Source organism: Oceanospirillum beijerinckii DSM 7166, from assembly GCF_000422425.1.
Taxonomy (GTDB): domain Bacteria; phylum Pseudomonadota; class Gammaproteobacteria; order Pseudomonadales; family Halomonadaceae; genus Oceanospirillum; species Oceanospirillum beijerinckii.
Genome location: NZ_AULT01000028.1, coordinates 35,080 through 59,791 on the forward strand (window position 1 = coordinate 35,080; position 24,712 = coordinate 59,791).

General features: G+C 47.5%; 24 protein-coding genes. 7 read left to right on the forward strand and 17 right to left on the reverse strand.

Going from position 1 to position 24,712, the window contains the following annotated elements:
- Nucleotides 1–9: 9 nt before the first annotated feature.
- Nucleotides 10–714 carry an ABC transporter permease gene (locus H579_RS0109215; protein ID WP_028300429.1) on the reverse strand — a complete coding sequence of 235 codons (705 nt, stop codon included), beginning with the start codon at nt 712–714 and terminating at the stop codon, nt 10–12.
- Between the two features lie 279 nt (nt 715–993).
- Nucleotides 994–1,809, reverse strand: a complete 816-nt coding sequence (locus H579_RS0109220) for an ABC transporter substrate-binding protein (RefSeq protein ID WP_028300430.1) — start codon at nt 1,807–1,809, stop codon at nt 994–996.
- Between the two features lie 524 nt (nt 1,810–2,333).
- On the opposite strand from H579_RS0109220, the gene H579_RS0109225 reads away from it, so the two are divergent.
- The 3 genes from H579_RS0109225 to H579_RS30085 all read left to right on the forward strand — a co-directional run bounded on the left by H579_RS0109225 (nt 2,334) and on the right by H579_RS30085 (nt 6,199).
- Nucleotides 2,334–3,761, forward strand: coding sequence for a sigma-54-dependent transcriptional regulator (locus tag H579_RS0109225; RefSeq protein ID WP_051227486.1), 1,428 nt, complete (start codon nt 2,334–2,336; stop codon nt 3,759–3,761).
- A 149-nt stretch (nt 3,762–3,910) separates the two neighbouring features.
- Complete coding sequence (locus H579_RS0109230; RefSeq protein WP_084624050.1) at nt 3,911–6,013, forward strand: sensor histidine kinase; 2,103 nt, start codon at nt 3,911–3,913, stop codon at nt 6,011–6,013.
- Between the two features lie 87 nt (nt 6,014–6,100).
- A complete protein-coding gene (locus tag H579_RS30085; protein ID WP_425411339.1) occupies nt 6,101–6,199 on the forward strand; it encodes a hypothetical protein in 99 nt (32 codons plus the stop codon).
- Nucleotides 6,200–6,303: 104 nt separating this feature from the next.
- Here H579_RS30085 and H579_RS0109235 read toward each other — a convergent pair whose 3' ends face one another.
- The 3 genes from H579_RS0109235 to H579_RS0109245 form a co-directional block, all read right to left on the reverse strand.
- The gene (locus tag H579_RS0109235; protein WP_028300433.1) at nt 6,304–7,212 is read right to left on the reverse strand and encodes a helix-turn-helix transcriptional regulator; all 909 of its coding nucleotides are present in this window, start codon (nt 7,210–7,212) and stop codon (nt 6,304–6,306) included.
- Nucleotides 7,205–8,167: a formate dehydrogenase accessory sulfurtransferase FdhD gene (locus tag H579_RS0109240; RefSeq protein WP_051227487.1), complete on the reverse strand. Its 963-nt coding sequence runs from the start codon at nt 8,165–8,167 to the stop codon at nt 7,205–7,207. Before H579_RS0109240 ends, H579_RS0109235 begins: the two co-directional genes overlap by 8 nt.
- Before the next feature lie 351 nt (nt 8,168–8,518).
- The gene (locus H579_RS0109245) at nt 8,519–9,049 is read right to left on the reverse strand and encodes a peroxiredoxin-like family protein (protein ID WP_028300435.1); all 531 of its coding nucleotides are present in this window, start codon (nt 9,047–9,049) and stop codon (nt 8,519–8,521) included.
- A 627-nt stretch (nt 9,050–9,676) separates the two neighbouring features.
- On the opposite strand from H579_RS0109245, the gene H579_RS25045 reads away from it, so the two are divergent.
- A complete protein-coding gene (locus tag H579_RS25045; RefSeq protein WP_036565909.1) occupies nt 9,677–9,985 on the forward strand; it encodes a DUF6482 family protein in 309 nt (102 codons plus the stop codon).
- A gap of 139 nt (nt 9,986–10,124) precedes the next feature.
- Here H579_RS25045 and H579_RS0109255 read toward each other — a convergent pair whose 3' ends face one another.
- Nucleotides 10,125–10,991 (reverse strand): HDOD domain-containing protein, encoded by an 867-nt coding sequence (locus H579_RS0109255; RefSeq protein WP_084624051.1) that lies wholly within the window; start codon nt 10,989–10,991, stop codon nt 10,125–10,127.
- Between the two features lie 340 nt (nt 10,992–11,331).
- Here H579_RS0109255 and H579_RS0109260 point away from each other — a divergent pair, with 340 nt between their 5' ends.
- The 3 genes from H579_RS0109260 (at nt 11,332) to H579_RS0109270 (ending at nt 14,479) form a co-directional block, all read left to right on the forward strand.
- Nucleotides 11,332–12,423 (forward strand): TRAP transporter substrate-binding protein, encoded by a 1,092-nt coding sequence (locus H579_RS0109260; RefSeq protein WP_211224695.1) that lies wholly within the window; start codon nt 11,332–11,334, stop codon nt 12,421–12,423.
- Nucleotides 12,424–12,631: 208 nt separating this feature from the next.
- The gene (locus H579_RS0109265; protein WP_036565913.1) at nt 12,632–13,183 is read left to right on the forward strand and encodes a TRAP transporter small permease subunit; all 552 of its coding nucleotides are present in this window, start codon (nt 12,632–12,634) and stop codon (nt 13,181–13,183) included.
- A 9-nt stretch (nt 13,184–13,192) separates the two neighbouring features.
- Nucleotides 13,193–14,479, forward strand: coding sequence for a TRAP transporter large permease (locus tag H579_RS0109270; RefSeq protein WP_028300439.1), 1,287 nt, complete (start codon nt 13,193–13,195; stop codon nt 14,477–14,479).
- Between the two features lie 86 nt (nt 14,480–14,565).
- Here H579_RS0109270 and hypE read toward each other — a convergent pair whose 3' ends face one another.
- The 11 genes from hypE to H579_RS0109325 form a co-directional block, all read right to left on the reverse strand.
- Complete coding sequence (gene hypE, locus H579_RS0109275; RefSeq protein WP_036565916.1) at nt 14,566–15,615, reverse strand: hydrogenase expression/formation protein HypE; 1,050 nt, start codon at nt 15,613–15,615, stop codon at nt 14,566–14,568.
- 333 nt (nt 15,616–15,948) lie between these two features.
- A complete protein-coding gene (gene hypD / locus H579_RS0109280; RefSeq protein ID WP_028300441.1) occupies nt 15,949–17,094 on the reverse strand; it encodes a hydrogenase formation protein HypD in 1,146 nt (381 codons plus the stop codon).
- Nucleotides 17,095–17,118: 24 nt separating this feature from the next.
- On the reverse strand, nt 17,119–17,841 hold the full coding sequence (locus H579_RS0109285) for a D-sedoheptulose-7-phosphate isomerase (RefSeq protein WP_084624052.1): 723 nt from the start codon (nt 17,839–17,841) through the stop codon (nt 17,119–17,121).
- Nucleotides 17,838–18,137 carry a HypC/HybG/HupF family hydrogenase formation chaperone gene (gene hypC, locus H579_RS0109290; RefSeq protein ID WP_028300443.1) on the reverse strand — a complete coding sequence of 100 codons (300 nt, stop codon included), beginning with the start codon at nt 18,135–18,137 and terminating at the stop codon, nt 17,838–17,840. Before hypC ends, H579_RS0109285 begins: the two co-directional genes overlap by 4 nt.
- A gap of 26 nt (nt 18,138–18,163) precedes the next feature.
- Nucleotides 18,164–19,696 (reverse strand): sigma-54-dependent transcriptional regulator, encoded by a 1,533-nt coding sequence (locus H579_RS0109295; RefSeq protein WP_084624053.1) that lies wholly within the window; start codon nt 19,694–19,696, stop codon nt 18,164–18,166.
- A gap of 60 nt (nt 19,697–19,756) precedes the next feature.
- Complete coding sequence (gene hypB, locus H579_RS0109300; protein ID WP_028300445.1) at nt 19,757–20,791, reverse strand: hydrogenase nickel incorporation protein HypB; 1,035 nt, start codon at nt 20,789–20,791, stop codon at nt 19,757–19,759.
- A complete protein-coding gene (gene hypA / locus H579_RS0109305; RefSeq protein WP_036565918.1) occupies nt 20,792–21,124 on the reverse strand; it encodes a hydrogenase maturation nickel metallochaperone HypA in 333 nt (110 codons plus the stop codon).
- 46 nt (nt 21,125–21,170) lie between these two features.
- Nucleotides 21,171–22,412, reverse strand: a complete 1,242-nt coding sequence (locus tag H579_RS0109310) for a hypothetical protein (protein WP_028300447.1) — start codon at nt 22,410–22,412, stop codon at nt 21,171–21,173.
- Nucleotides 22,405–23,226, reverse strand: coding sequence for a [NiFe]-hydrogenase assembly chaperone HybE (gene hybE, locus H579_RS27810; RefSeq protein ID WP_028300448.1), 822 nt, complete (start codon nt 23,224–23,226; stop codon nt 22,405–22,407). The genes H579_RS0109310 and hybE overlap by 8 nt, the downstream gene beginning before the upstream one ends.
- Nucleotides 23,227–23,342: 116 nt before the next feature.
- A complete protein-coding gene (locus H579_RS0109320; protein WP_028300449.1) occupies nt 23,343–23,567 on the reverse strand; it encodes a rubredoxin in 225 nt (74 codons plus the stop codon).
- A gap of 113 nt (nt 23,568–23,680) precedes the next feature.
- Nucleotides 23,681–24,685, reverse strand: coding sequence for a hydrogenase expression/formation protein (locus tag H579_RS0109325; RefSeq protein ID WP_051227488.1), 1,005 nt, complete (start codon nt 24,683–24,685; stop codon nt 23,681–23,683).
- Between the last annotated feature and the right edge of the window lie 27 nt (nt 24,686–24,712).

Sequence of the window (24,712 nt, forward strand, 5' to 3'; positions counted from 1 at the left end):
TGTCCTATGCTACCTATTTCTCAACTGGCCCCGCCCTCTGAGAAGTGCCATCCCAAGATTTAGCACCATAGCCAGCAGAAACAGCACCAGCCCCAGAGCAATCCCTTGAGCATACTCTCCTTTTAGAGTCTCCAGAGCAATCGCAGTGGTAATGTTTCGGGTATAATTCAAAATATTACCACCGACCATCATGGCACAGCCGACCTCAGCGATAATGCGGGCAAAAGCCGCAACCAAGCTGGCAATCAAGGCGTAACGCACTTCATGCATCAATACCCATAAACAGCGTAATGGATGACCACCCAACATGCGTGCCGTTTCCCAGGCCCGCTTATCCGCACTCTGAAAAGCGGTATGAGTCATAGATACCAGCAAAGGCAAACAAAGCAAGATCTGACCGATAATCATAGCGTCTTGCGTGAACAGCAGCCGCCAATCTCCTAAAGGCCCACTGCGAGAGAGCAGCATAAACAGAATCAACCCTACCACCACCGTCGGCACAGCCATCAATGTGTGCGTCATTGAGAGCAGAAGCCAACGCCCTGGAAAACGCCAATAGGCCAATACAAAACCGATCAAGGTTGCGGGAATTGCTGCTGTCATAAGCGCCAGCAGAGAGACACGAAACGAAACACCGATGATCGTCCAGAGCTTCTCATCCCCAGAGACCAGCAGCTCAAGCGCATGTATAAAGGTTTCTGTCAAACTAGCCAAAAAAAATTCCAAACAAATCGAAGAACGGCTCTGACGTTAATACCGGCAACAAACAGCTCAATTAACGACCTGTATTAATCATTACCGTATCAATGTACTCAAGTGAATTGCAATCAAGCCATTACTAAAACAAACAAATCTCAGACACTATTGCCATTAAACCAAATCTGGCCAAAATCAATAGCACTGAGATCGTTTAAACACTTCAAAATCCTCACTTATTAGCCATCACTTAATAACAAAAAAAGACCTTCTGTTATTCAATAACAAGCCAATAAATTAGTCTTTAGCATTAGCTACAAACAGCTGCTCACCATGCAGGCGGAAGTTGTTAATTTTATCTTGGGTTTTATCTGACACTAACCACTTACTTAAAGTTTCTGCGCCTTTAGTATTAAGATCTTGATGACGTTTAGGGTTTACGATAATAACCTGATAAGGATTAAAAAGGCGTGCATCGCCTTCAGATACAATTTCCAGATCTACTTTAGTTTTATAGGCCAGCCAAGTACCACGATCAGTCAGCGTATACCCCTGCAGTTCAGAGCTAATCTGTAGCACCTTACCCATACCTTGACCCACTTCACGGTAGCCATCAAATGGCAGTTTTACCCCGGTTTGCTTCCAAAGATTCAACTCTTTCTTGTGGGTACCTGAGTCATCACCGCGGGACACAAACAACGCGTTATTCGCAGAAACCTTACCCAGCGCCTGACTGATATCCTGAGAACCCTTGACACCTGCAGGATCACTCTTCGGGCCAACTAAGACAAAGTCGTTGTACATCAAACCACGAGGATTAACACCATATCCCTCGTTAACGAATTTCTCTTCTGCTTTTGGCGCATGAGTCATAACAACATCCACATCACCATCACGCCCCATACGCAGCGCTTTACCGGTACCGACAGCAATAACCTGAATTGTCGCACCGTGCTCTTTCTCAAAGTCAGGGAGCAAGTAATCCAATAAACCTGAATTATAAGTACTGGTTGTTGTTGCCAAACGTACGATACCTAAATCTTCCGCCATCGCTTGAAACGATGCACTGGCAGTAATAACCGCTGCTGCGAGTAGACGTGTAAACTTTCTCATTTTTTATTAAACCCCTCTAATATGCCCCAAAGTGGATAATTTGTTATCATGGCTACCCCACAAGAGCAAAATGGATGCCATAGTGGGAAAGCAGCGCTATAACGTTGTTGAATTAAAATTAAATAGCCCCATTTACCGTGACAGCATTTTTCCGGGGGCTTCAATAGGACAAAATGACACAACCCATCAACACCCTGTATCTTTATGTCCTATCAATAAAAATTAAAGTGGAGAGAACAAAACTGGTTAAACTAATGTGGAAAAGAGTTTAAGCACCTGAACACAAGTAGTAGCCCAACAACATACGGTGTTCATTCATTGCTATAGTATAGACAGCAGAACATCAGAGTATTTTTGCTCAAACACAAATTTAAAAACCGAGCAAACAACTGGAATTGCTAGAAATAAACCGACAAGCTCTTAAACCGATGTACCAATATTTTCCGAGCGCCTCTTGGCAAATATAAGACATTTATCCAGCCAATCTGCTTAAAGTAACTAGCTTGATAACGAATAAAAAAATTATGACCTCAAAGGAAACCTCCCATCAGAGCGACACACAGACACTGTCTCTGTGCAATCTGCCCGCAGTGTCTGTACTGATTGTCGATGACGAACCCGGTATGCGCAATTTTCTGGTCAAAGCGTTAAGTAAGCGCTTTGCCCTGGTTGAGTCCGCCGACAGCATTGAAACCGCTGAAGAGATTCGTAAACGCTGCCACTTTGACCTGCTGATCTGTGATATCAAACTGCCAGGCCGTTCAGGTATCGAGTGGCATGAGGCCATTGATGAAGGAGAAAAGCGCAGCGATATAATTTTTATGACCGCCTACGCCGATCTGGAAACGGCTATAGAAGCCCTACGCGCCGGTGCCAGCGATTTTATCCTGAAGCCTTTCCGTCTGGAGCAGATGACTACGGCCATTGATCGATGCCTCGAGCGTCGCTTGCTAGCCAGAGAAAACTTTGTCCTGCGCCGGGAGGTCAACTCTGTCTATAGCTCCGGCAGCGCCATGTTGGGTGAAAGCCAGGCTATTCAGGAAGTTGATAGCATCATCCGACGTGTAGCACCCACTCCTTCTGCCGTCTTGATAGAGGGTGAATCCGGCACGGGTAAAGAGCTTGCCGCTCGTGCATTACATCAGTACAGCGGGCGCACCGGAGCCTTTGTTCCCATTAACTGTGGAGCCATTGCCCCGGATATTCTGGAAAGTGAGCTGTTTGGTCATACCAAGGGAGCCTTTACCGGTGCACAAAAGGCCCGCGAAGGCCTGTTTACCTTTGCTAACGGTGGCACTCTGTTTCTGGATGAGATTGGCGAGATGCCTTTAGGCATGCAAGCCAAGTTATTACGGGTACTGGAGCTGAAAGCGGTACGTCCCGTAGGTGGCGAACAGGAAGTCAGTATAGATGTGCGTATTGTCGCAGCAACCAACCGCAATCTGGAAGAGGAAGTCAAAGAAGGTCGCTTCAGGGAAGACCTTTACTACCGTCTCAATGCACTCACGCTAACGCTGCCACCGCTGCGTGATCGTCGTGAAGACGTTCCAACACTGGTACATAATTTCTCACGCAAACTCTCCCGAGAGCTGGGCCTGCCTCCCGTACCATTTGCCCATGAAGACCTGGAAGCCATGATGGCTTATGGCTGGCCAGGCAATATTCGTGAACTGAAGAATTTTGTCGAACGCTGCATCCTTTTGGGCCGCCTGCCCATCGACAGTTTTCCGGAACAGAATAAAGTAGCCATGGAATCCCCCCCTAACCAGCCTTCTGGTCGAGGCTTCCCAAGCGAATGGCCGCTGGAAGAGGTTGAAAAACATCATATTTTACAGGTCCTGGCAGACCACCAAGGCAATAAATCAGCAGCAGCCCGCCAGTTAGGCATTTCTCGAAAAACTTTGGATCGAAAATTGCAGGCTTGGGATGAAACCAGTCAATCAGATTCCTAAGAGGCTTTTGTTGTTAGCACACTCACTGTTGGCACACGATCAGTAACACACAAGTTATTTGCTCACTGGCCCAGTTACAGCTGATCATTACGATCACTCAACACATTAACGACAAGATGTAAGGGAATTTTTGCATAACCCGGAGCACCATGCGTACATCGATCCGCCTTAAAATACTGGGGTTAACACTAACCCCAGTCGTCCTTATTCTGGTCACCTTAATCGGTATGACTACATACTGGGCCAGTACCTACTCTGCAGACCAGCTGTATCGAAAGGTACAAGCAGATCTATCGGTAGCTCAGGGCATACTTAATATTCTGGAAGAAAAAGATCTCAGCACTCTTAATCAACTCAGTCAAAGCAGACGCTTAAAAGAATCGCTGAAAAATAGCGACAGTATGCGTATCGCCCAACAGCTATATGACTACAAGAACCTGCATAAAGTAGACTTTATTCGCCTTTTACCAGTAGAAGGTATGGGGGATCGACTCCTTAAAGAAAATAGCCTGGCTAAAATTGCTGCTGAAGTGATGCAAGGTCAGGCTCAGGTGGGGTTACAACTGATCGATCAGGACGAGATCGCCATGATTGAGCCCGACCTTATTCCAACGATGCAGATCAAGCTTCAGGTGACACCACGAGCTCTGCCGGTAAGGAAATCTCATGAAACACGGGGTATGTTTATTCGCGCCCTGCAGCCAGTGGTCAACCTGCAAGGCGAAGTCATCGCTGTACTGGATACGGGTCGGTTACTGAATCGTAATAACGACTTCGTGGATCAGATTCGAGACTTGGTTTATCGCCCAGGCACTTTGCCCGCAGGTGGTATTGGTACCGTCACCCTGTTTCTGGATGATGTACGCATCAGTACTAACGTGCCTCAGGAACCCGGCATTCTTGAACAAGGTGGTTTGACGCGGGCCCTGGGGACCAAGGTGTCTTATGATGTGCATCGAAAAGTATTGATAAAGGGTGAAGGCTGGGTGGACCGTGCCTTTGTAGTTAATGATTGGTACATCTCTGCCTACAAGCCCATTGAAGACCTGTCTGGTAAGCGCATCGGTATGCTATATACCGGATTTCTGGAGCAGCCTTACACCAGTATCTACCACCAAAACCTGATTGAGTTGATCGGCTCAATTGCAGTCGTAACCTTTATATCCTCTATTCTGGTGCTGCGCAGTGCAGGACTGGTCATTCAACCCGTACGCCGCATCCATAGCGTTGTAAAAGCGGTAAAAGCTGGACAGCGTAAACGCATCGGCATGATGGAAAATCATGACGAACTGAGCGAGTTAGCCGAACAGTTTGATACTATGCTGGACCTTCTTGAAGAGCGTAATCGCCAGATTCAGCAAGCGGCCGAATTCCTCGAGCAAAAGGTGCAGGAGCGCACTCAATCCCTGCAAGATAAAACCCGGGAGCTGGAAGAACACATCCGCCTGCTACAAGCGACACGGGCGCAGCTCGTCACCAAGGAAAAGCTCGCAGCTCTGGGAGAGCTGACCGCAGGTATCGCTCATGAAATCAACAATCCGGCTGCGGTCATCCTGGGCAATATGGATCTGCTCCAGGCAATGCTGGGTGACGATGCAAAACCCGTGGAAGAAGAGATTGAACTGATTATTCAGCAAGTTTATCGTATTCGCGCATTGATCAACAATCTTCTGCAATATAGCCGCCCTGGTGAATACACCCAGTCCACGGCACCGCTGGATATCAATCAAGTGGCCCAGGATATGCAGGTTTTAGTACGTCATACCTTAGAGAAGAAAGCACTTCATCTGGAACTGACTCTTAACGCTAAAACTTTGATCGAAGGCAACACTCAGCAACTGCAACAAGTACTGGTGAATCTGGTAATGAATGCAGCCAATGCGAGCACAGGCCCCGGTCATATTTGGCTAAGAACCTCTAATTGGTATGAAGCAGGCCAACTACGTGGCGTTTTGATCGAAGTAGAAGACAAAGGCAACGGTATTGATGCAGATACCCTACCTCATATCTTTGATCCGTTCTTTACCACTCGCGATAATGGCACTGGCCTTGGCCTATCCGTTTGCTACGGCATTATTCGTCGCTATGGTGGTGATATTCAGGTGGTCTCAACACTGGGTAAAGGCACTACCTTTACAGTATATTTATTATCGGAAGCTAAGTTTACTAACTCCGATCAGTCCACCACGGAACAACTGTTAGCCTCTCTGTCCGAGGTACAAAGAAGCCAACAGAAAACAAATAACGGATAACGCACTCGAATACCATCAGATGACAACACTGTTGCTTGTCTAAACTCTATCCCCTGAAAGCCGACTTTGAGTCGGCTTTTCTATCAAGTGGGCGGCCGGGTGTTAAAATATTTTAGCGACCAGATTTCTCAATGTATACGCAAAACCGATACTTTTGGCCGCTGGGGCGGATACCGCCATGTATGACGCGAAGAGAAATGATCGCAATCAGGTATACGTGCCACGCATAGCCACTTTTTATCCGACCATTTTTGCCCGCCCAACGAAAGATTATGCAGAAGTAGAGCCGTTTAATCAGCCCCATTCCAAACCAACTTACCGCAGTCCGACATATCGTACCCACCCAGTGAACGCGCTAATTCTAAGCCTTCACTACCCTGCATATAATCAAACAACTGCTGGAACAAACCACGGAAATAAACACTGCGGGGTACAACCAGATCAAAGGCTTCTTCACACACCGGCACAAACTCCAAACCGTATTCCCGTGCAGCACTTAAGCTACCAGGGCCAATATCTGCTTCACCTCGGCAGATCATGGAAGCCATCTCTCGCTCACTAAAAGCTTCAGCAGAAACATTCAGTTCATCCAGTTGAGTTTGGAAGCCAGACAACCACTCCTGCAGAAAACGCTGTGACCCGGCCCCCTCCTGACGTACAGCCCAACGCAGACGATTAATAGCGATATTGTCCGGATCTTTATAATCATAATGATCCGAGCGGATAATTAGACCCTGGGTACGACGAAAGGCATGCACCAGCACCCACTGACGATGGTGAGAAAACTGACGGATCAAACCGGGATGACGCAGATGGCTTTCTTCAGCTCTGCCCCAGTGAATAGCCGCCACATCCGCATGCCCCTGAGACAACAGCCCCAACCCCATACGGCTGCCTGTCACGCTATAGCTATACAGCGCTTTATTACCGACAACATTGGGCAAACGCAACATAATTGCCTGTAAAAAGGGGTCATCACTGCCCGTTAACAACAGACGGTCCGCCATTAAACCACTGTGGCAGGATTCCAGTAACCAACGATCCACCAGCTTTTTGGGGAACAGCCACTTACCCGTGACCTTAGTGGCTGGGATTTGGCCTTCGCTGGCCAGAGCATAAACTTTTTTCTCGTTTAAATGCAGGTATTCAGCCACCTGTTTAACGTTCATAAACAGGGTATCAGCAATCATTTCAGTCATGAACAGCTTCTTTCTTCTTGGTGTTTTTAATCGTTTTAATTTTCTCTTTATCAAGGCTGGCTTCGGGTTTCGCATCCCAGACAAAACGCCTTTCCCCGTGGTAGAGCAAGAAATGTTTACCCTTGGCACGGGCAATCAGCATAATGCCCAGTTGCTTGGCCAGTGCCAGCCCCATAGCGGTCACACCCGAGCGGGATAACAAGATTGAGATCCCCATCCTGGCCACTTTAATCACCATCTCAGAGGTTAAACGTCCCGTGGTATAGAACACCAACTGTTCACCTTTAAGATCCTGCAACCACTGTTTACCGGCTAATGTATCGACCGCATTATGACGACCAACATCTTCCGAAAAGGCCAATACGCTGGCTTGAATGCCCGTGTCAGTCTTATCCAGACTGCATAGAGCACAGCCGTGGACCGCACCGGCTGAACGGTAGGTTTCGTTATAGGCATTTAATGCTGATAGCAACTGATATACAGCGCTTTGCTGCATGTTTTGCTGAGGCAGATCTATCTGACTCAGGTTATCCATCATGGCACCGTACTGAGTCCCCTGACCACAGCCTGTAGTAACGGTTTTATGAGCCAGCTTCTTTTCTAACGCGTCATGATCTGTTTCAGCGACCACCACAGCAGCTTCTACTTCCCAATCCACCTGAATTGCCCGCAACTCTGACAGATCATTGATCATGCCCTGGTTTCTGAGATAACCCAGCACCAGCGCTTCGGGCTCAGCCCCCAGAGTCATCAGGGTGACAATCTCACGTTTATTCAGATAAAGGGTTAATGGCCGCTCACCGGCAATTGCCACATCGCGCAACTGACCATACTCATCCCATACCTGAGCAGCATCGGTTAGCTCAACCTGAGCATCACTGATCTCAAAGTTCTTCTTCTCTGGATTAATGCTCATATCAGAGAGGTCTGCATCAGGTGTCACTTGCTGCCCCATAGGAATATCCTTACACAATTAACATTTTTACGACAAATAAAGTCTCTAATGACGATAGAGAATATCTGAAGCCATCAAGGAGCGCAGTCAGCACTGTATGTCGTAGATAAAAGAGTTAGAGCAATAACCATTCCCAAAGTGGAATTTGACGAGAAAAAGCTCGATTAAGAGTTGATAAAGCAAAGAAACACGGTATTGGCGTAGAAATCCGTTAAAGTCTAAAAAATTCCGTAGAAAGGAAAAAGAGCATCAGAAAGAGAAAAAAACGGACAAAAAAGACCAGCTTGGGACAAAATGTCCCAGACTGGTTTCTAAGGAGAGGTTAAGCGGTTAAATTTGACTCATAACGGCCTAAACAAGTTCACCACGAGCCGGATAATCGTTCTTCAGTACGAAATCAATTGCACCAACAATTTCTTTAAAGTGCGGACGAGCAAATGGCATGGCGCTCACATTTCCCCAATACAGAGTACCGTCAGGACGTACCAGATAAACCGCAGGCTCACTGAACTCAGCAGGCTCTTCAATACCGATAGAAGTTAAACCACGACCCGCAGAACGATACAGCCCCCAGGCATCAGCCTGCTCTTTACTTAGACCGAAGCCGACTGGAATGTTATCCAGCCCCCACTCCTCAAGAGCTTGCGCTGCACGCTCCTTAGAATCACTACTCAGCGCCAGAATACTGACACCACGCTCAGCGAGATCACCTGCCAGACGATTCAACTCTGTCAGGTAGGTACGACAGATTGGACAGTGAAGACCGCGATAGAACACTAGCAGAGTAAAGTTTTCAGCCTGGCTATCCGCCAGAGACCAACTAACGTTCAGGGTTTCAATATCCAGCGCAGGTACAACTTGTCGAGGTATTAAAGGTTGCATATCAACTCCTAAGATATTTTTTCATCAGAACTTGATAGCAGTTTAGACTGCAAAATAGAACGATCGATACACAAAAAACGCATTATTTATAGCCAATCGTTCAAAATAGTGATTACCAATATATTTTCCAACCCATGAGTTGAGGTCATAGCTCTTGATTTAAAAAAGCTGAATGTCATGGAACCTAAAGCTGAAGATAAAGTCTCAAGTCAGGTAAGTGCCTATGGTTAAACGAATATACAGAGTCTCTGTTCAGACTTCTTAATTCAAGGCGGCTTAGTAAGTACCTGAGTACCTGAAGTACCTGCATAAACGTTTTTCGACGCTTATACCCTTGTCCTCTCCGGTCGCTGGTCTGAGAGGACAGAAATATTTATGTTGGTACGCTTAAAAGGTGTTCATTCTATTATATATAGTACTCACACACTCATAGCCCCTACATTTACTAAGGATACTTATCTATATATCTTTGTATACACACTATTAACAACATATTTTTGAGAAAAAAGCTGACTTGGAAGTTGAAAAGCTTGCTTTTACACAATAAACCTGTTGTATTGAACTATCAGGGATTGTGTTTTCTAACACCAACAGCCCAAGGACTAAATTCCTAAAGGAGGAAATAACATGAGGATTAAAGAACTTAAAAACCTGGTTGAGAGCAACGCAGACGTTAGCACCCGGATTGAAACCCATGCGACACACAACCAATATAACGTTGTAGTTGCCCATGGTGGTGCTGAATATGCAATAACTAACTGGCGAAATAAACCTTTGATTTTCCGTAGCTTGGACCAAGCGACTGAGGCACTTGCCCGTGCAGGTATTTTTCACTCAGTACTGGTACAACATGACGGCGATAAGAAAATACTGGAAGTAGATACTCATCCACAGCTGTTCTTAGGCTCAACTCCAGTTTCTGTGCAGCTTGGTTGAGTAGCTGATATTTTAATTAGTTAATACCAGCGCTATAAGCTAAAAAAATAACCGTAAAGATATTCAGGATATAAACCGCTGACGTAAAAATACAACTGTCAGCGGTATCATCACAAAAAGCCACTGTAATGAATAGCAGTTAGCTAATCATATCTTTCTTTTCAAGTTCCTTAAGCAAGTCTTCCCGAAGATCGAGATAATCAACATCGGGAAGCCCCAAATACGCCAGCACCAGTGGCAACTCCATCAAGGGCTCCTTATTATCGTAAATACGCCAGAAACGTCGATAGATAGCACTGACCTCTTTTGCCAGCGTCAAAACACAGATGAGTGTCTTAGTTTTATCATTGCACTCGACTTTCCCAGATAGTACGTCTATCAAATCTACCTGTAACTCAATGGCCTGACTGATTTCGTGGGGCATATACCACTCGTCTGCCATTTCACCTCCAATGGTAAAATGATTTGCAGAAAATTGCTGTTGCTCTATTCGCTTTATCTCCAGAGGCTTATTACCATTACCCGTACGAAGAAAAGCCTTGTAGTCACTAAAGGCTTCCAGCATTACAGGAATGCCGCAATCATGCATCATGCCAAGGGAGTAAGCGTCGTGCGGGTCCAGATCAGTAAGTTTTTTAGCCAGCAGAGCACTCAACTCTGCTATCTCTGTCGCACTGTCCCAGAAGCGATCCAGGCGCTCTACTTTCCCCAAACTATTTTTTAATGCGGCTAATCGCACAATAGCAAACAGCCGATCCAGGCCCAGCAACGTAATCGCATGAGTCAAATCAGTGATTTTTTTACGCAAGCCTAAATGAGGAGCATTCACCTCGGACAAAACACTGGCATACAAGCAGACATCCTGTTTCAAAATTTGAGCAATCTGATCAGCATTCGGCTCTTTACGCTGCATAAGCTCGACCATTGAGAGCAGCGCCTCAGGCCTGGCCGGAAGTGTGTATGGCCGTTTTGCTGTACTTATGGGTCGGGCTGCTTTTTTGCTCATAGCTTATTTTTCATATTATTCAATTTATCTACATTTTAGAGAGTGCCAGTCAATTATGAAACATTTTTTATATTGGGGGTTAATTTAATGAATCCTATTTCTTCTTCAAGGACAATAAACCGCTTCCAGCCGATGTTGAGTATAGACGCTTTACACTAACCCCTTACGTAAAAGTACGTAGTGGTCCTGCGTATAAACTGCAACGTTCTTGCGTAGTGATGCGAATATATTTGACGCCTCCAGACTGACATTATTTCTCCACCGAAACCGGCTTAACGAGTGATAGAAAAATATTACTCGCTGAGTGATAGCCCTTCATACGCTTAGGATGATAAAAATAATGTTTAGCGCCTTGAAAAAACTCTCTTTTGGCAAAAAGGCTCTGGCAGCGGCAACCTGTCTGAGTTTTCTGGTTTCACCTGCAATGGCAGATGATAAAGTCTATCGTCTGAAAATGGCGGAAGGCTGGCCAACCAACTTTCCTATCTTTGGTGATGCCCCTCGTAATATGGCCGCTATGGCTGAGAAGATGTCCAATGGTCGTCTAAAGATCAGTATTGACTCGTCTAACAAACACAAAGCACCACTGGCCATTTTCGATATGGTTAAGGGTGGTCAATACGACATGGGCCACACGGCCTCCTACTACTGGAAGGGTAAAGATCCAAATACGCTGTTCTTCACCACTATGCCGTTTGGTATGACGGCACCAGAACAATACGGCTGGTTCTACTTCGGCGGCGGTATGGAGCTGATGGAGAAGGTCTACAAGCGTCATCGCCTGATGTCGTTCCCTGGCGGTAATACCGGCGTTCAGATGGGCGGTTGGTTCAAAAAAGAGATCAATAGCGTTGAGGACCTGAAAGGTCTGAAGATGCGTATTCCAGGCTTTGCGGGTGAAGTATTGGCAGAGCTGGGGGCTAAGCCGACTAATATCGCAACGGGTGAGCTGTATACCTCTCTGGAACGTCGCACCATTGATGCACTGGAATGGGTTGGTCCATCCCTGGATCTGCGTATGGGCTTCCACAAAATCGCCCCTTACTACTACACCGGTTGGCATGAGCCTGCCACTGAGCTGCAGTTCCTGATCAATGAGCGCAGCTGGAAGGAACTGCCGGAAGATCTGCAAGAGATCCTGCGTGTATCCATGCGTACTGCGGCTTACGATATGTATATCCAGTCCACACACGCTTCCGGCGAGAACTGGGCCACTATGAAGCAGGAATATCCAAATATCGAAGTGAAGCGTTTCCCAAGTGAAGTAATTGAGGCGATGCGTAGCGCTAACGATAAACTGCTGGCGGAAAAAGCGGCTTCAAACCCAATGGCAAAAGAGATTATCGAATCTCAGGCAGCTTATCTGAAACAGGTGCGTGGCTGGACCAATATTGCGGATAAACAATATTTGGACTCCATTGCGGGCGAATAACCCCCTAATAATCAGAAAAGAGCCGAACGCTCTTTTCTGATTTTCTCTTTACCTAGGGCTAGACCTAAAACCAGGCCTGCCTCCAGGCAAAGTCAACAAGCATTAAGACGGTATTGGTTTCTATCCGACGTACCACTGAACCACCGTTACACAAGCTATAACAATTCTCAACGCCTACACCCGACACCTAACCCGTAAGGATAAGCATATGTCCACGACATCTGTGCCTGCCCTGGTACGGTTGGAAAATATCCTTAATTGGATTTCCGACCGACTGGGCACCTTCTCTGCGCTGATTTTTCTCGCGATGCTGGTTAACGTCTTTTACGACGTACTGGCACGTTATCTTCTGAATGATGTATCCATTGCCCTGCAGGAGCTGGAGTGGCACCTGTTTGCAGCCACCTTTCTGTTTGGTGTGCCCTTTACCTTAAAAGCCGGTGGTCATGTACGTGTTGACCTGATCTACGAACGCCTCTCCCCTAATGGCCGCGCCTGGATCGATCTGTTTGGCACTATCGTTTTTCTACTGCCGTTCTGTGGTTTGGTGACCTGGTTTGGTATCGACTTTGTGAAAGAAGCTTATGAATTAGGTGAAAGCAGCGGTGATCCCGGTGGCCTGCCCCATCGCTGGATTATCAAAGCAGCCATTCCGGTTTCCTTTGGTTTTATGGCCATCAGCGGCCTGGGGCTGCTACTGAATTCAGTGAATACCCTACTGGGTTATCACAAACCTATTTACCACAAAACCGAGCTGTAGGAGGCCAACATGATCGGTATTTTAATGTTCGCAACCGCTCTGGTTTTGCTGCTACTGGGTTTCCCTGTAGCCTTTACCTTTGGTGGTGTCGCCCTGATCTTCGGTGTTTTTGCCGAAGGCATGGATATGTTCGCCTTTATGCCATTCCGTATTATGAGCATTATGCAAAATACGGTAATGATGGCGATCCCGCTGTTTATCTTTATGGGTCTGGTGCTGCAGAAAACCCGTCTGGCGGAGCAACTGCTGGAATCTATGGGAACCCTATTTGGCCAGGTGCGCGGTGGTATTGCGATCTCTACGATTCTGGTTGGCGCATTGCTGGCTGCCTCTACCGGAGTTGTCGGTGCATCTGTAGTGGCTATGGGTCTGATCTCACTGCCTGTGATGCTGAAATATCAGTATGACAAACATCTGGCCTGCGGCACCATCTGTGCGTCCGGTACCTTAGGGCAGATTATTCCACCCTCGATCATTCTGATTATTCTGGGTGATGTGATGGGTATTCCTGTGGGGGATCTATTCCAGGCCGCTGTAGGCCCTGGCTTCCTGCTGATTGCTGTCTATATCATCTATATTCTGGTTTACACTTGGATGAAGCCCGAAATTGCACCTGCGATGCCGATGGATGACAGCATTGATCGTAAGGTTCTGTATTTTAAAGCGATCAAAGCCATTGTACCGCCACTAGCACTGATTCTGATCGTACTGGGTTCTATCTTTGCCGGTGTTGCAACACCAACTGAATCTGCTGCTCTCGGTGGTGTGGGTGCCGTGATTCTAGCCATCTTCTATCGCCAGTTTAGCTGGAAGATGATCATGGACAGCGGTATTGAAACGGTTAAAGTTACCGCAATGGTGTTCGCTATTTTGCTGGGGGCGACCGCCTTCTCAATGGCTTTCTCATATACCGGTGGTGAAGAGATTGTTGAAGAAGTGCTGCTCAGCCTACCCGGTGAGAAATGGGGCTTCCTGGTGCTGTCGATGATGGTAATCCTGATCCTGGGCTTCTTTATCGACTTTGTAGAGATCTCTTTTATTATCGTACCGATTCTGGTGCCGATTGCTGAGATCCTGGGCATCAATATGACCTGGTTTGCGATCCTGATCGCTATGAACCTGCAAACATCCTTCCTGACACCACCCTTTGGCTTTAGTCTCTTCTATCTCAAAGGGGTCGCACCGGATGGAGTCTCGACGATGGATATTTATAAAGGGGTGCTGCCATTTATCGCCTTACAAGTACTTGTCTTGGCTCTGCTGTTATTCTTCCCGGAAATGATGGGGTTTGAATAAAGAATGTTAGCCTGCTATTGATAACGGATAGCAGGCTATCTAATCGGTTGGTTTGGTTGCTTAAAAAGCTAACACAACCAACCGATTTAACAGATCCGAGGCAATTGCTCACCAATCAGCATATCCAGAATACGACCGCCGCCTAAACCTGTTTGTAGCGTTACACGGCCTTTTGGCCCCTCTTCCACTTCACCGATTATCGCCGAGCCCTGACCTGCTGGGTGATTATTCATCGCTTCAACCAATGCTTCCGCTTTGTCAGCAGGAACAATGGCGACCAGCTTACCTTCATTGGCAAAGTGCAGCGGATCTAAACCCAGAATCTCACACACCCCTCGCACTTCATTACGTACCGGAATTGCTGATTCCTGCAATCGAATAGCGACCTCAGAGCTTTCAGCAAATTCATTCAGAACAGTTGCAACACCACCACGGGAGGCATCACGCATACAGTGAATATCGGGGCACACCTCACGCATCACATCAACCAGGCCATTTAACGGCTGGCAGTCGGTTTCCAGTTCAACTTCCAGCATCAGATCACCACGGGCATTCAGAATTGCCGCGCCATGGTCACCCACATAGCCGTTCACAATCACCTTATCACCTGGTTGAGCGCGACCGGCTGAGATCTGAGCATCAGTGGGAATCACACCCACACCTGTAGTATTGATAAACAACTTATCGGCTTTGCCTCGATTCACCACCTTGGTATCCCCGGTGACAATCTGCACACCCGCTGCATCAGCGGCCTTACGCATATTAGTCAAAATACGACGCAGGGTTTCAATCTCCAACCCTTCTTCGATAATCAGACCACAGCTTAAATACAAAGGCTTAGCACCGCTCATAGCGATATCATTCACCGTACCGTTGACCGCCAAGGTGCCGATATCACCACCCGGGAATTCAATGGGATCAACCACATAACTATCCGTCGTCATTGCCAAACGATTGCCCTGAGTCGTCAATTCAGCCAGATCAATACGGGCCTGATCTTCCAGAGCAGCCAGCTCAGGGTTATAAAAAGCACCCAAGACCACATCTTCAATCAGATCACGCATCGCCTTACCACCACTGCCATGAGCCATGGTGATTACATCGCCTTTTACCGTTCTTTTTGGGCTATAAGTCATAATGTTCTCTTTTCTTATTCTATACTTATTTCCACTGTGCTAAAGAAACCATCATATACATGACATCTATCCCTAAATGCTTCACAACAGCAGAAACGACAAATATTTTTAACTCAGAAGCTGACCGCCTGCAGAGGGTCTTTGCTACATTCGGCCATGGATGGCCGTAACACCTTGTCCAGCGCAGGGATGCGCTGCAAGGTGGTAGCAAAGATCTCTGCGAGGCTTTTGTGCTCAGTGTTCGTCAAGATGGTTGTCGGAAGGCGCCTTGCGGCTTTTCCGACCTACAACAGCTTCTTTGGGTTGGTATAACAGTTATCCAAAGGCCAATGATCAGCTCACTTGCTCAGCAGGGATTTGATCATCCTGATTCACCTTGCCGTAGGTAAAATAAGCAGAACATGAACCTTCACTGGACACCATCAAGGCACCCATGGGTGTCTCTGGCGTACAGGCTCGGCCAAAGACCTTGCACTCCCACGGCTTGATCACACCTTTAAGCACTTCACCACACTGACAGGACTTAGGGTCCGCAATCTTCACATTAGGTAGGCTAAACTTCTTTTCAGCATCCCAAGCTCTGTAACTATCACGCATACGCACACCAGAATGATCAATGGAACCTAAACCACGCCATTCAAAAAACTCACGCAGTTCAAAGACCTGACTTACTGCCTGCAATGCCTGACGATTACCATCGGGTGGCACGATACGACCATACTGATTTTCAACCTCACAGCGGCCTTCATCCAGTTGCTGAAGAATCATCCACACCGATTGCAACACATCCAAGGGTTCGAAACCGGCGATCACCATAGGGCGTTTATACTGCTGGGCGACAAACTCATAAGGACGGGTGCCGATAATCATACTGACATGACCCGGCCCCAAGAAACCATCTAGATGCAGATCCGGTGAATCCAGCACAGCCTTAATGGTAGGAATAATGGTGATATGGTTACAAAACAGGCTGAAGTTGGTGATGCCCTCCTTCTCTGCCTGCAATACAGTCAGCGCCGTACTCGGCATAGTGGTTTCAAAACCCAGACCAAAAAACACCACTTCTTTATCTGGATTCTTTTTCGCCAACTGCAGTGCATCCAGCGGCGAATACACCATACGGATATCCGCACCTTGGGCCTTGGCCTGTAACAGACTCTTTTTCGAACCTGGCACCCTCATCGCATCGCCAAAGGTAGTGAAAATAACATTGGGTTGTTCCGCAATGGCAATACAGTCGTCCACCCGTCCCATGGGCAGTACACAGACCGGACAACCCGGGCCATGCACCAACTCAACCATCTCGGGCAGTAACTGCTCCAGACCATAGCGAAAGATCGCATGAGTATGACCACCACACACTTCCATCAGCTGTAGAGGCCGTCCCAACTGCTGAACTTTTTTATCAACCAGAGGGCGAATACGCTGTAACAGAGCTTCAGCCATCTGAGGGTCACGGAATTCATCAACAAAACGCATCGCGTTCTCCTTTAATGACTGAAGTTAGAAAGTGATTTCGCGGGCAACACGATGATTCGCCAGCAGGGTATGCACCAGATCCCATAATATGTGATAGGCCACCAGATGACTCTCCTGAATGCGATGTACAGAGTCGCACTCCACTACCAGACTATGAGTCAGCTTGCCGGATTTATGCAGCTCTCCACCATCAAGCCCCAGGAAACCTACTGTTTTGATACCCAGCTCAAATGCTTTCTGATTCAGTGCCATCAGATTGTCGGAATTACCGGAAGTAGAGAAAATTACTAACACATCGTTCGGCATTACCTGAGCCAACAACTGACGCACAAATACATGCTTATAGCCCACATCATTGGCCACTGCAGTAATGGTTGATATATCACTGGTGAGATTCAATGCCGGTAACGCCTGACGCCCCGCGGTTACGGGATGCAGAAACTCCAACGCCAGATGAGCCGCATCACAGCTGGAACCACCGTTACCTACGGTTAACAAACGGCCACCGGCTTTATAGGCATCGGCAATGGTGCGGCTGATTTGCACCAAAGTGTCGCCATAATCGGTGAAAAACTGCTGTTTAGCGGCTAAACTTTCCTGAACCTTGATCTGTACAGAGTTCAACAGACCATCATCGGAAGCTTCTTTAGCACTCTCTGGCTTCATACCGGGATAAAAAGCCGCCAGCAGATCATCATTTTGCCCCAGAGCTGTTCTGCTGCTGGTTTTATCGGCTTTATCGTTCATGATGCAGACTCCTCGGAACCCGCCACACTGGCCTTAATAGCATCCATCTCTTCATTGAGCTCGTCCAACTCAGCCAATAATGCCAGGGTACTTTGTGCCTCTGCTTCATCAATACGGCTCATGGCAAAACCCACATGAACCAAAACCCAGACTCCAATCAGGCTCTCAGCTGCAGCGCCCTCTTCCAGCACACAGGCGTAATTCACTTGCCGCTTTACACCGCATACATCCACCGATGCCAGCTGTGCAGCTGCATCAACAATGGCCACCACCTGGCCGGGAATTCCTAAACACATATGCCTTCTCCAGATAGACCAGATGGTTAATTGGGTTGATCGATACCGTAACGTTCGATTTTGCTGCGCAGACCAACACGGGAAAGGCCCAGCTCATTGGCGGCACGGCTTTTGTTCCAGCGAAAACGCAATAGGGTTTCTTTTACGATGCGGGCTTCCAGGGCTTCGATACGGTCTTTTAGCGTGCCTTCCATACCGCCGAGCATGGTTAACTCACGGGCCTGTTGCTCATCTTCCGGTGCGGCACGCAATACATGAGGCGATAGCAACTCCGCCCCCAGTTGATCTTCTTTCGCCATCACCAACATACGGCGCACTTCATTTTCCAACTCACGTACATTGCCGGGCCAGTGATAGGCCTGCATACAGGCAAGGGCGGAATCGGTAAAACCCTGCACAGGCTTGGCAAAGTCCTGCTCTGCCTTTTGCAGGATTTTCTCGGCTAAAACAGAGATATCATTGCCACGATCTCTTAACGGCGGTAGTGTCAAGGTAACTTGGGCAAGACGATAGTAGAGATCCTGACGGAAACGCCCTGCCTGAACCTCTTCCTGCAGATCCCGGTTGGTTGAAGCAATCACACGCACATTCACTTTGCGGCGGCGATGACTACCGACAGGACGCACTTCCCGCTCCTGCAGTACACGCAACAGTTTGACTTGGAAAGCAGGCGTGATTTCACCAATCTCATCCAGAAAGATAGTGCCGCCATCCGCTTGCTCAAACAGACCAACATGATCGGCTATTGCCCCAGTAAACGCGCCTTTTTTATGGCCAAACAATTCACTGGCCAGCAACTCATCAGGCATGGCACCACAGTTTTCCACCACAAAGGGTTGATCAGAACGATGACTGTTATAGTGCAAGGCACGAGCAAACAGCTCTTTACCAGTACCGGACTCTCCTGTTACCAACACGGCGATATCATAAGGGGCAATCTGAGCCACTTCATCGCACAAAGCCTCCAGTGGGCTCTGCTCACCACGACAGATACCCTCCAGTTGAAAGTCAGCTTTCAGCTTTTGTTTATGGCGTAGAATTTTGCCCTCGGCCACATCTGCTGTTAGCCGCATCTCATTAGCCAGCAGCTCATTTTGTTGCTGTAGTTGCCACAATTTTGCCGCGTTATTAACCGCCAACAGCAACTGATCCGGGTGCCAGGGTTTAGTGAGATATTGATAGATTCCGGCTTCATTGATACCGGAGATAATATCTTCAGAATCCGTATAACCGGATAGCATCAGACGGATTGTTTCCGGCCAGCGTTGACGGACTTGAGTCAAAAACTCCACGCCGGTCATTCCCGGCATACGCTGGTCACAAACGATCACCTGAATCGCACACAGATCCTGATCACTGCACTGCTCCAGCAGGGCCAAAGCATCGGTGGCGCTGGAAGCGGTGAGCACATCAAAGGACTCATCCAGAATACGCTCCAGGGTTTCCAAAGAGCGAATCTCATCATCGACCACCAGCACCTTAGGGCGCGTTTTTATAGAGACGGTTTCGCTGCTACTTTCCTCAGACAGCGAACCGAGAGGGGTTGAAAAGTGGTTCATGGTTTTATCAGCCTCAGCCCGTTTTAACGGGTCTTGTTGTCATTTATGAGTGTTTTTCTGTTAAATCGCTTCTAATTGACGTTCCAGACTAGCGACCTTTTCTTTTAGTTCGGATAGTTGTTGCTCCAGACCTACTCGGCGTTGTTGGTAAATCCAATCCAGCCACTCATCCATGCCCTCGCCACTCTTGGCAGAGACCTGAATCACCTGAATCTCAGGGTTCACTCGACGGGCATATTCGATACAGGCTTCCACATCAAAATCCAGATAAGGCAGCAGATCGACTTTGTTTAACAGCATCAGATCTGCGGCATGGAACATATCCGGGTATTTGATTGGCTTATCTTCGCCTTCAGTGACCGACAGGATCGCCACCTTGCTGTTTTCACCCAGATCAAAGGCGGCAGGACAGACCAGATTACCGACGTTTTCAATATAGAGAATGCCATTTTCCAGCTCGTCCAGTTGCTCCAATGCATGGCCGACCATATGGGCATCTAAATGACAGCCCTTACCGGTATTGACCTGAATCGCCTTAGCACCGGTTTCACGAATACGATCTGCATCGTTAGCCGTCTGCTGGTCACCCTCAATCACCGCGACAGGAATACGCTCCAGCTGGCGTTTCAGGGTTTCGGTTAACAACGTGGTTTTGCCGGAACCCGGGCTGGATACCAGATTCAGCACCAGAGTATTTTTCTGCTGAAAACGGGCACGGTTTACGGAAGCATAACGATCGTTTTTGCCCAGAATATCCTGCTCAATCTGCACCATACGGCTTTGCGTCAAACCCGGCGCATGGGCTCTGGCAGCCCCCTGACCAAAGTGCAGATCACCGTTGTTTTGTTCCGGCTGGAATTGAGTCGCCGCTGCTTTGTCTTCACCGTGTGAATGACTATGAGAATGGCTATGGCTGTGTGAATGAGGTTGGGCATGATCGTGGCTGTGATCATGATCGTGAGAATGGTCATGATGATGTCCGTGCTCATGAAAATGACTATGCCCATGAGAGTGATCATGGCTGTGGTTATGAGAAGGGCCGTGCTGACCTTCGATACTTACGTTGCCTTCAGCGCAACCGCATACTGTACACATCTATTCCACCTCTAACTCTTTTATTCTTAGTTCTTCGCCACCGGTGACCTGCACCTGATAGCTACCGCAGGCCGGACACGCCTGATAACGCTGTTCTACTTCAATAGACTGACTGCAACCTAAACACCAACCGCTGCCGGGCAGTTCTATAATATGTAGCAAGGCGCCCTCTGCCAGGGTATTGCGTGTGCAGGCATCAAAACAGAAACGTAATGCCTCGGTTTCGACGGCGGCCAATGGCCCTACTTCTAACCAAACCTGTTTTACTTTTTGATAGTTTTGCGAAGTGGACTGGTCTTCAAGTACCTGCACCAGGCCTTCGCAAATCGACATCTCATGCACCTTGGCTCTCCTTTGAATCTGTCTCGACAAAGACCATTTATTCTCTACCTGCCTCTTCTGCGCCCACCTCAGCTATTTCCGCTTCAGCTATGTTTACCTCAACACAGGCATCCAATAGCAGTGCCAGTACTTCTAACTGTTGCCTGCTTCTGGTTTTCCCCTGTCGAGCCAGTAATTGCCACCAGCGCTGTAACACACCGTCTACAGCAAAGTTACGTTCTGTTGGCGCTAGGATCTTGTAGTTCAGGATCTGATGATTCTGGTCCAAAGTGACAAAGTGCAATAAAGGGCCGCGTGCCGTCATCACCTGAGCCACTCGACCAGACCGTTCCCCGCAAGATAGCTCACTGTTTATACTAACTTTAGTTTCCAGTAGCGAAAAATAACTTTCCATTTCAGAAAAACTGTTTTCCAGCAATTGTTGTATAACTTGTTCCACATTGCCCCTAAGCTGGGTCAACGTATTCGTAATTATTTGTTTATCTTTAGTATTTCCCAACTTTACAGGATAAGAAAAGCGACAACTCAAACCCTGATCAATCTGTGCTAATGGCCAATCAGTGACAGGAAACCGGCTATAATCCTGATAACAGACTAACCACTGATGCAATAAGCTCTGAACATCTCCAGATTTACTTTTTTGCGGACTTTCTAGGCCATCACCCGAGATAACAGCAGACTTGGCATCTTGAGCTACATGTCTTCGCAACCCAGAGCTTTCTTCAAAAAAATCAAAGGGTTGCACTTTATTTAAACATTCCGACCAAAAGCTTTCTGAAAACTGTTGCTGATACCAGTTCTGACACTCTTTCAGCAGTTGTTTCTGTTTCTCTGCTAACTGCAGCCTCGCAAGCTGTGGCTGAATATTATTTCCCTTTACTAACGTGCTTTCCAAATACTCGCTTAACGCCTGCTGACAACTTTGTTTCCACTGATTAAACCAACTTAGCAACCATTTCTTAGCTTCCAGCTGTTCTCTTGCGTCTATCAATAGACACCAGCTTTGCCACTGCAATAGAGATAACAGCTGCTCTCTTAATGCCTCGCCTTGTACCACCCAAAGACTGTGTTGAGCCTGATGCTCAACCAGGTCACCGGATAGTAACTTTACAGCGGACTTATGAGCCTCACCGCATAAACTAAATAAGCCAGGAATCACACTTTCGGCTTCAGCCAGTGTTTTACCTTTTAACAAGCGATCAATCGGTAACTGGCCTCTGGGCTGAATGGTTAAATCACCTTTCTGATCCAGTATCAAACCGATCTGCTGGTTAAACATTTGTTACCTCTACAGCATCCATCTCGGCTGTGCTTTTTCCCTTGCCAGCTTTGCTACCAAAACCAAATAAACGGCGTCGGGATAGATCAACCTTTTCTGTTTCTTCCTCTTCTTCCTCCGCTTCTTTTGCTCCGGTGTTGTCTACTTGCTCAGATTCCATTAAAGATATGGATGCATTCCACGCTTTGTTGTTATCCATCTGTTTATCAACCATTGGACTGCTACCTACCGATGGAAAAACCTGCCCTAACACTTCAACGGCAACCTGACGAGCAAACGCTTGAGAGTCAAACTCAGCCATAGGGGAAAACAGTGAACAGCTATAAAACAAACCCGTTTCCTGCTGGTAGTTGGCGATCATTTCAAAATCACCACCGGGAAGAGACAAACTATATTTTTCACCAGCCAATTCTCGTTGATCGTTATGCTGTTGTGGGAAAAAGACCAGACTCATAAACCAGGGGGTGATCAAAACACCAATGTGTCCGATTCCCAGACCTGCATCATCATTACGTTCTACTGTTCCCAGCTCAGCAGCACTTTTTCTCTGAGCAACAACGGTATTCTGTGCAACATTGACTTGTTGTCCTTCCCCACTCTGTCTGGCACCCTCCCTCTGCTGCTCCTGCTGAGCAACCTGATTTTTCTGATCCAGCCATAAACGAAAACCCACGGCTTCAACCACTAGCTGATGGTTATAAAACGGCAACTCCACCATACGCAGTGCTGCCTGGCGGTAAAAACCGTTCAGTAGATCCAGACGCTTTTGCTCTTTTTCATCTTGTTGCTGTTCTGGTGGTAACTCAGTTTCCATTTATGATCCTTATCATAGCCCTGCCGACATTTAGCTCTGCTGGTATCCGTTTTGTCAGTATTCGACAGGCTGATCTATTGCTTCTATTACACGTTATCACAGCAGAGAGGCCCTACTCAGCACTCATTATCCAGCACCATAAACTGGTCTTTTTCACCATCACACTCAGGACAGCGCCAATGATCCGGTAACTGGCTGAACGCTGTTCCCGGCGCTATTTGCCAGAAATCATCCCCCTGACCAGGCTCGTAGATATACCAGCAGATCTTACACTCCAGGCGGGTATCGTCGGCCAATTTTGAGTTATCTCCCAGATAACTACCTTCAAATTGTTGCTTCATTCTCTTTCACCCCTCTCTCTAACCCTTAACCTGTAAGTCGTTAAGCCTTTAAGCAGCTAACCCTTAAATTGCTAAGCTCTGAATCATTAAGCCGTAAATCGTTAACAGCCAGATCAGGCCGTATCCTGCTTGTAAGCCTCAATAATCTCCTGCAGACGTTCGATGCTGTCCTCGAAATCCTCATTGGCGGCCAAAGCCACTTCAGGTACAGCACAGATTTCCAGCGTGTTCAGAATCAGCTGATCACCAGAGTTGTAGTACTGCACCCACCAGGTATTCGGCAGTGCTGTCGCGGTAATACGGCAGTTACCGTAACCACGGGACAGTATGGTGATGGGGCCAATGCCCAGTCTTTCGTTGATATAGTCCAGATCCAGCGGAGATATCGGTAGCAGGCTCAGGTTGACTACATGAGGGACTTTCTGTTGTTCGATAGTGTCTTTTAGCTGATCGGCCTGATCTCGCAGTTCAACCAACACCATCGGCGCATTTATCACACCTTGAGGCTTTTCACCTGCAAACCATTCGGTTTGATCAGGAATACGAGCCTGCTCAAAGGCTTGCTGGCGTACTAATTGAGGAATATCGGCTACTTCCAGTAGATCACTGATAAGCTCCCCGGTTTCGTTTTGGCACTGAATACGCCAAACCCCTGCCAATACGGTTTCCTGAATCTGCCAACGCTGTTGGGATGGAGTATCACCAGCCATTTCACTCCTGGTTGCTCCTTGAGAAATAGAAACGGTATCCACAAGAATACTCACCTCGCCCTCACCTAGAATCTGGTTCAACAGCTCAACCGCAGGCTTGGGCCATTTCAGCAGATCCAACTGCTGATTTTCACGACTGTTGCTATATCGGCCCAATTGATCCAACAACGTGTGCAGCAGCTGTTTCAGTTCGGGTACGCTTTCAACCAGATCATCTTCAGGCAGAATCGGCATATCGTAGGCTGCCATCTCCTTTGGCATCGGCATATAGTTCAGTACTTCACCATCTTCAGATTCATCCTGACTGCCTGGGCCCATTGGCATATTGAACGCGGGGATTTGACCATCAAACATCATCACACCTGTTTTGTTATTGTTTCTTAGAAGCTCTTTAAGCTTTTGATCCATACCAATTATTAATGCTGGCTTATACCA

Bases quoted from the DNA above. Each gene is read 5' to 3' on its own strand.
- H579_RS0109220 (WP_028300430.1), bottom strand. From the start codon at position 1,809: ATGAGAAAGTTTACACGTCTACTCGCAGCAGCGGTTATTACTGCCAGT.
- H579_RS0109225 (WP_051227486.1), top strand. From the start codon at position 2,334: ATGACCTCAAAGGAAACCTCCCATCAGAGCGACACACAGACACTGTCT.
- H579_RS0109230 (WP_084624050.1), top strand. From the start codon at position 3,911: ATGCGTACATCGATCCGCCTTAAAATACTGGGGTTAACACTAACCCCA.
- H579_RS0109235 (WP_028300433.1), bottom strand. From the start codon at position 7,212: ATGACTGAAATGATTGCTGATACCCTGTTTATGAACGTTAAACAGGTG.
- H579_RS0109240 (WP_051227487.1), bottom strand. From the start codon at position 8,167: ATGGGGCAGCAAGTGACACCTGATGCAGACCTCTCTGATATGAGCATT.
- H579_RS0109245 (WP_028300435.1), bottom strand. From the start codon at position 9,049: ATGCAACCTTTAATACCTCGACAAGTTGTACCTGCGCTGGATATTGAA.
- H579_RS25045 (WP_036565909.1), top strand. From the start codon at position 9,677: ATGAGGATTAAAGAACTTAAAAACCTGGTTGAGAGCAACGCAGACGTT.
- H579_RS0109255 (WP_084624051.1), bottom strand. From the start codon at position 10,991: ATGAGCAAAAAAGCAGCCCGACCCATAAGTACAGCAAAACGGCCATAC.
- H579_RS0109260 (WP_211224695.1), top strand. From the start codon at position 11,332: ATGTTTAGCGCCTTGAAAAAACTCTCTTTTGGCAAAAAGGCTCTGGCA.
- H579_RS0109265 (WP_036565913.1), top strand. From the start codon at position 12,632: ATGTCCACGACATCTGTGCCTGCCCTGGTACGGTTGGAAAATATCCTT.
- H579_RS0109270 (WP_028300439.1), top strand. From the start codon at position 13,193: ATGATCGGTATTTTAATGTTCGCAACCGCTCTGGTTTTGCTGCTACTG.
- hypE (WP_036565916.1), bottom strand. From the start codon at position 15,615: ATGACTTATAGCCCAAAAAGAACGGTAAAAGGCGATGTAATCACCATG.
- hypD (WP_028300441.1), bottom strand. From the start codon at position 17,094: ATGCGTTTTGTTGATGAATTCCGTGACCCTCAGATGGCTGAAGCTCTG.
- H579_RS0109285 (WP_084624052.1), bottom strand. From the start codon at position 17,841: ATGAACGATAAAGCCGATAAAACCAGCAGCAGAACAGCTCTGGGGCAA.
- hypC (WP_028300443.1), bottom strand. From the start codon at position 18,137: ATGTGTTTAGGAATTCCCGGCCAGGTGGTGGCCATTGTTGATGCAGCT.
- H579_RS0109295 (WP_084624053.1), bottom strand. From the start codon at position 19,696: ATGAACCACTTTTCAACCCCTCTCGGTTCGCTGTCTGAGGAAAGTAGC.
- hypB (WP_028300445.1), bottom strand. From the start codon at position 20,791: ATGTGTACAGTATGCGGTTGCGCTGAAGGCAACGTAAGTATCGAAGGT.
- hypA (WP_036565918.1), bottom strand. From the start codon at position 21,124: ATGTCGATTTGCGAAGGCCTGGTGCAGGTACTTGAAGACCAGTCCACT.
- H579_RS0109310 (WP_028300447.1), bottom strand. From the start codon at position 22,412: ATGTTTAACCAGCAGATCGGTTTGATACTGGATCAGAAAGGTGATTTA.
- hybE (WP_028300448.1), bottom strand. From the start codon at position 23,226: ATGGAAACTGAGTTACCACCAGAACAGCAACAAGATGAAAAAGAGCAA.
- H579_RS0109320 (WP_028300449.1), bottom strand. From the start codon at position 23,567: ATGAAGCAACAATTTGAAGGTAGTTATCTGGGAGATAACTCAAAATTG.
- H579_RS0109325 (WP_051227488.1), bottom strand. From the start codon at position 24,685: ATGGATCAAAAGCTTAAAGAGCTTCTAAGAAACAATAACAAAACAGGT.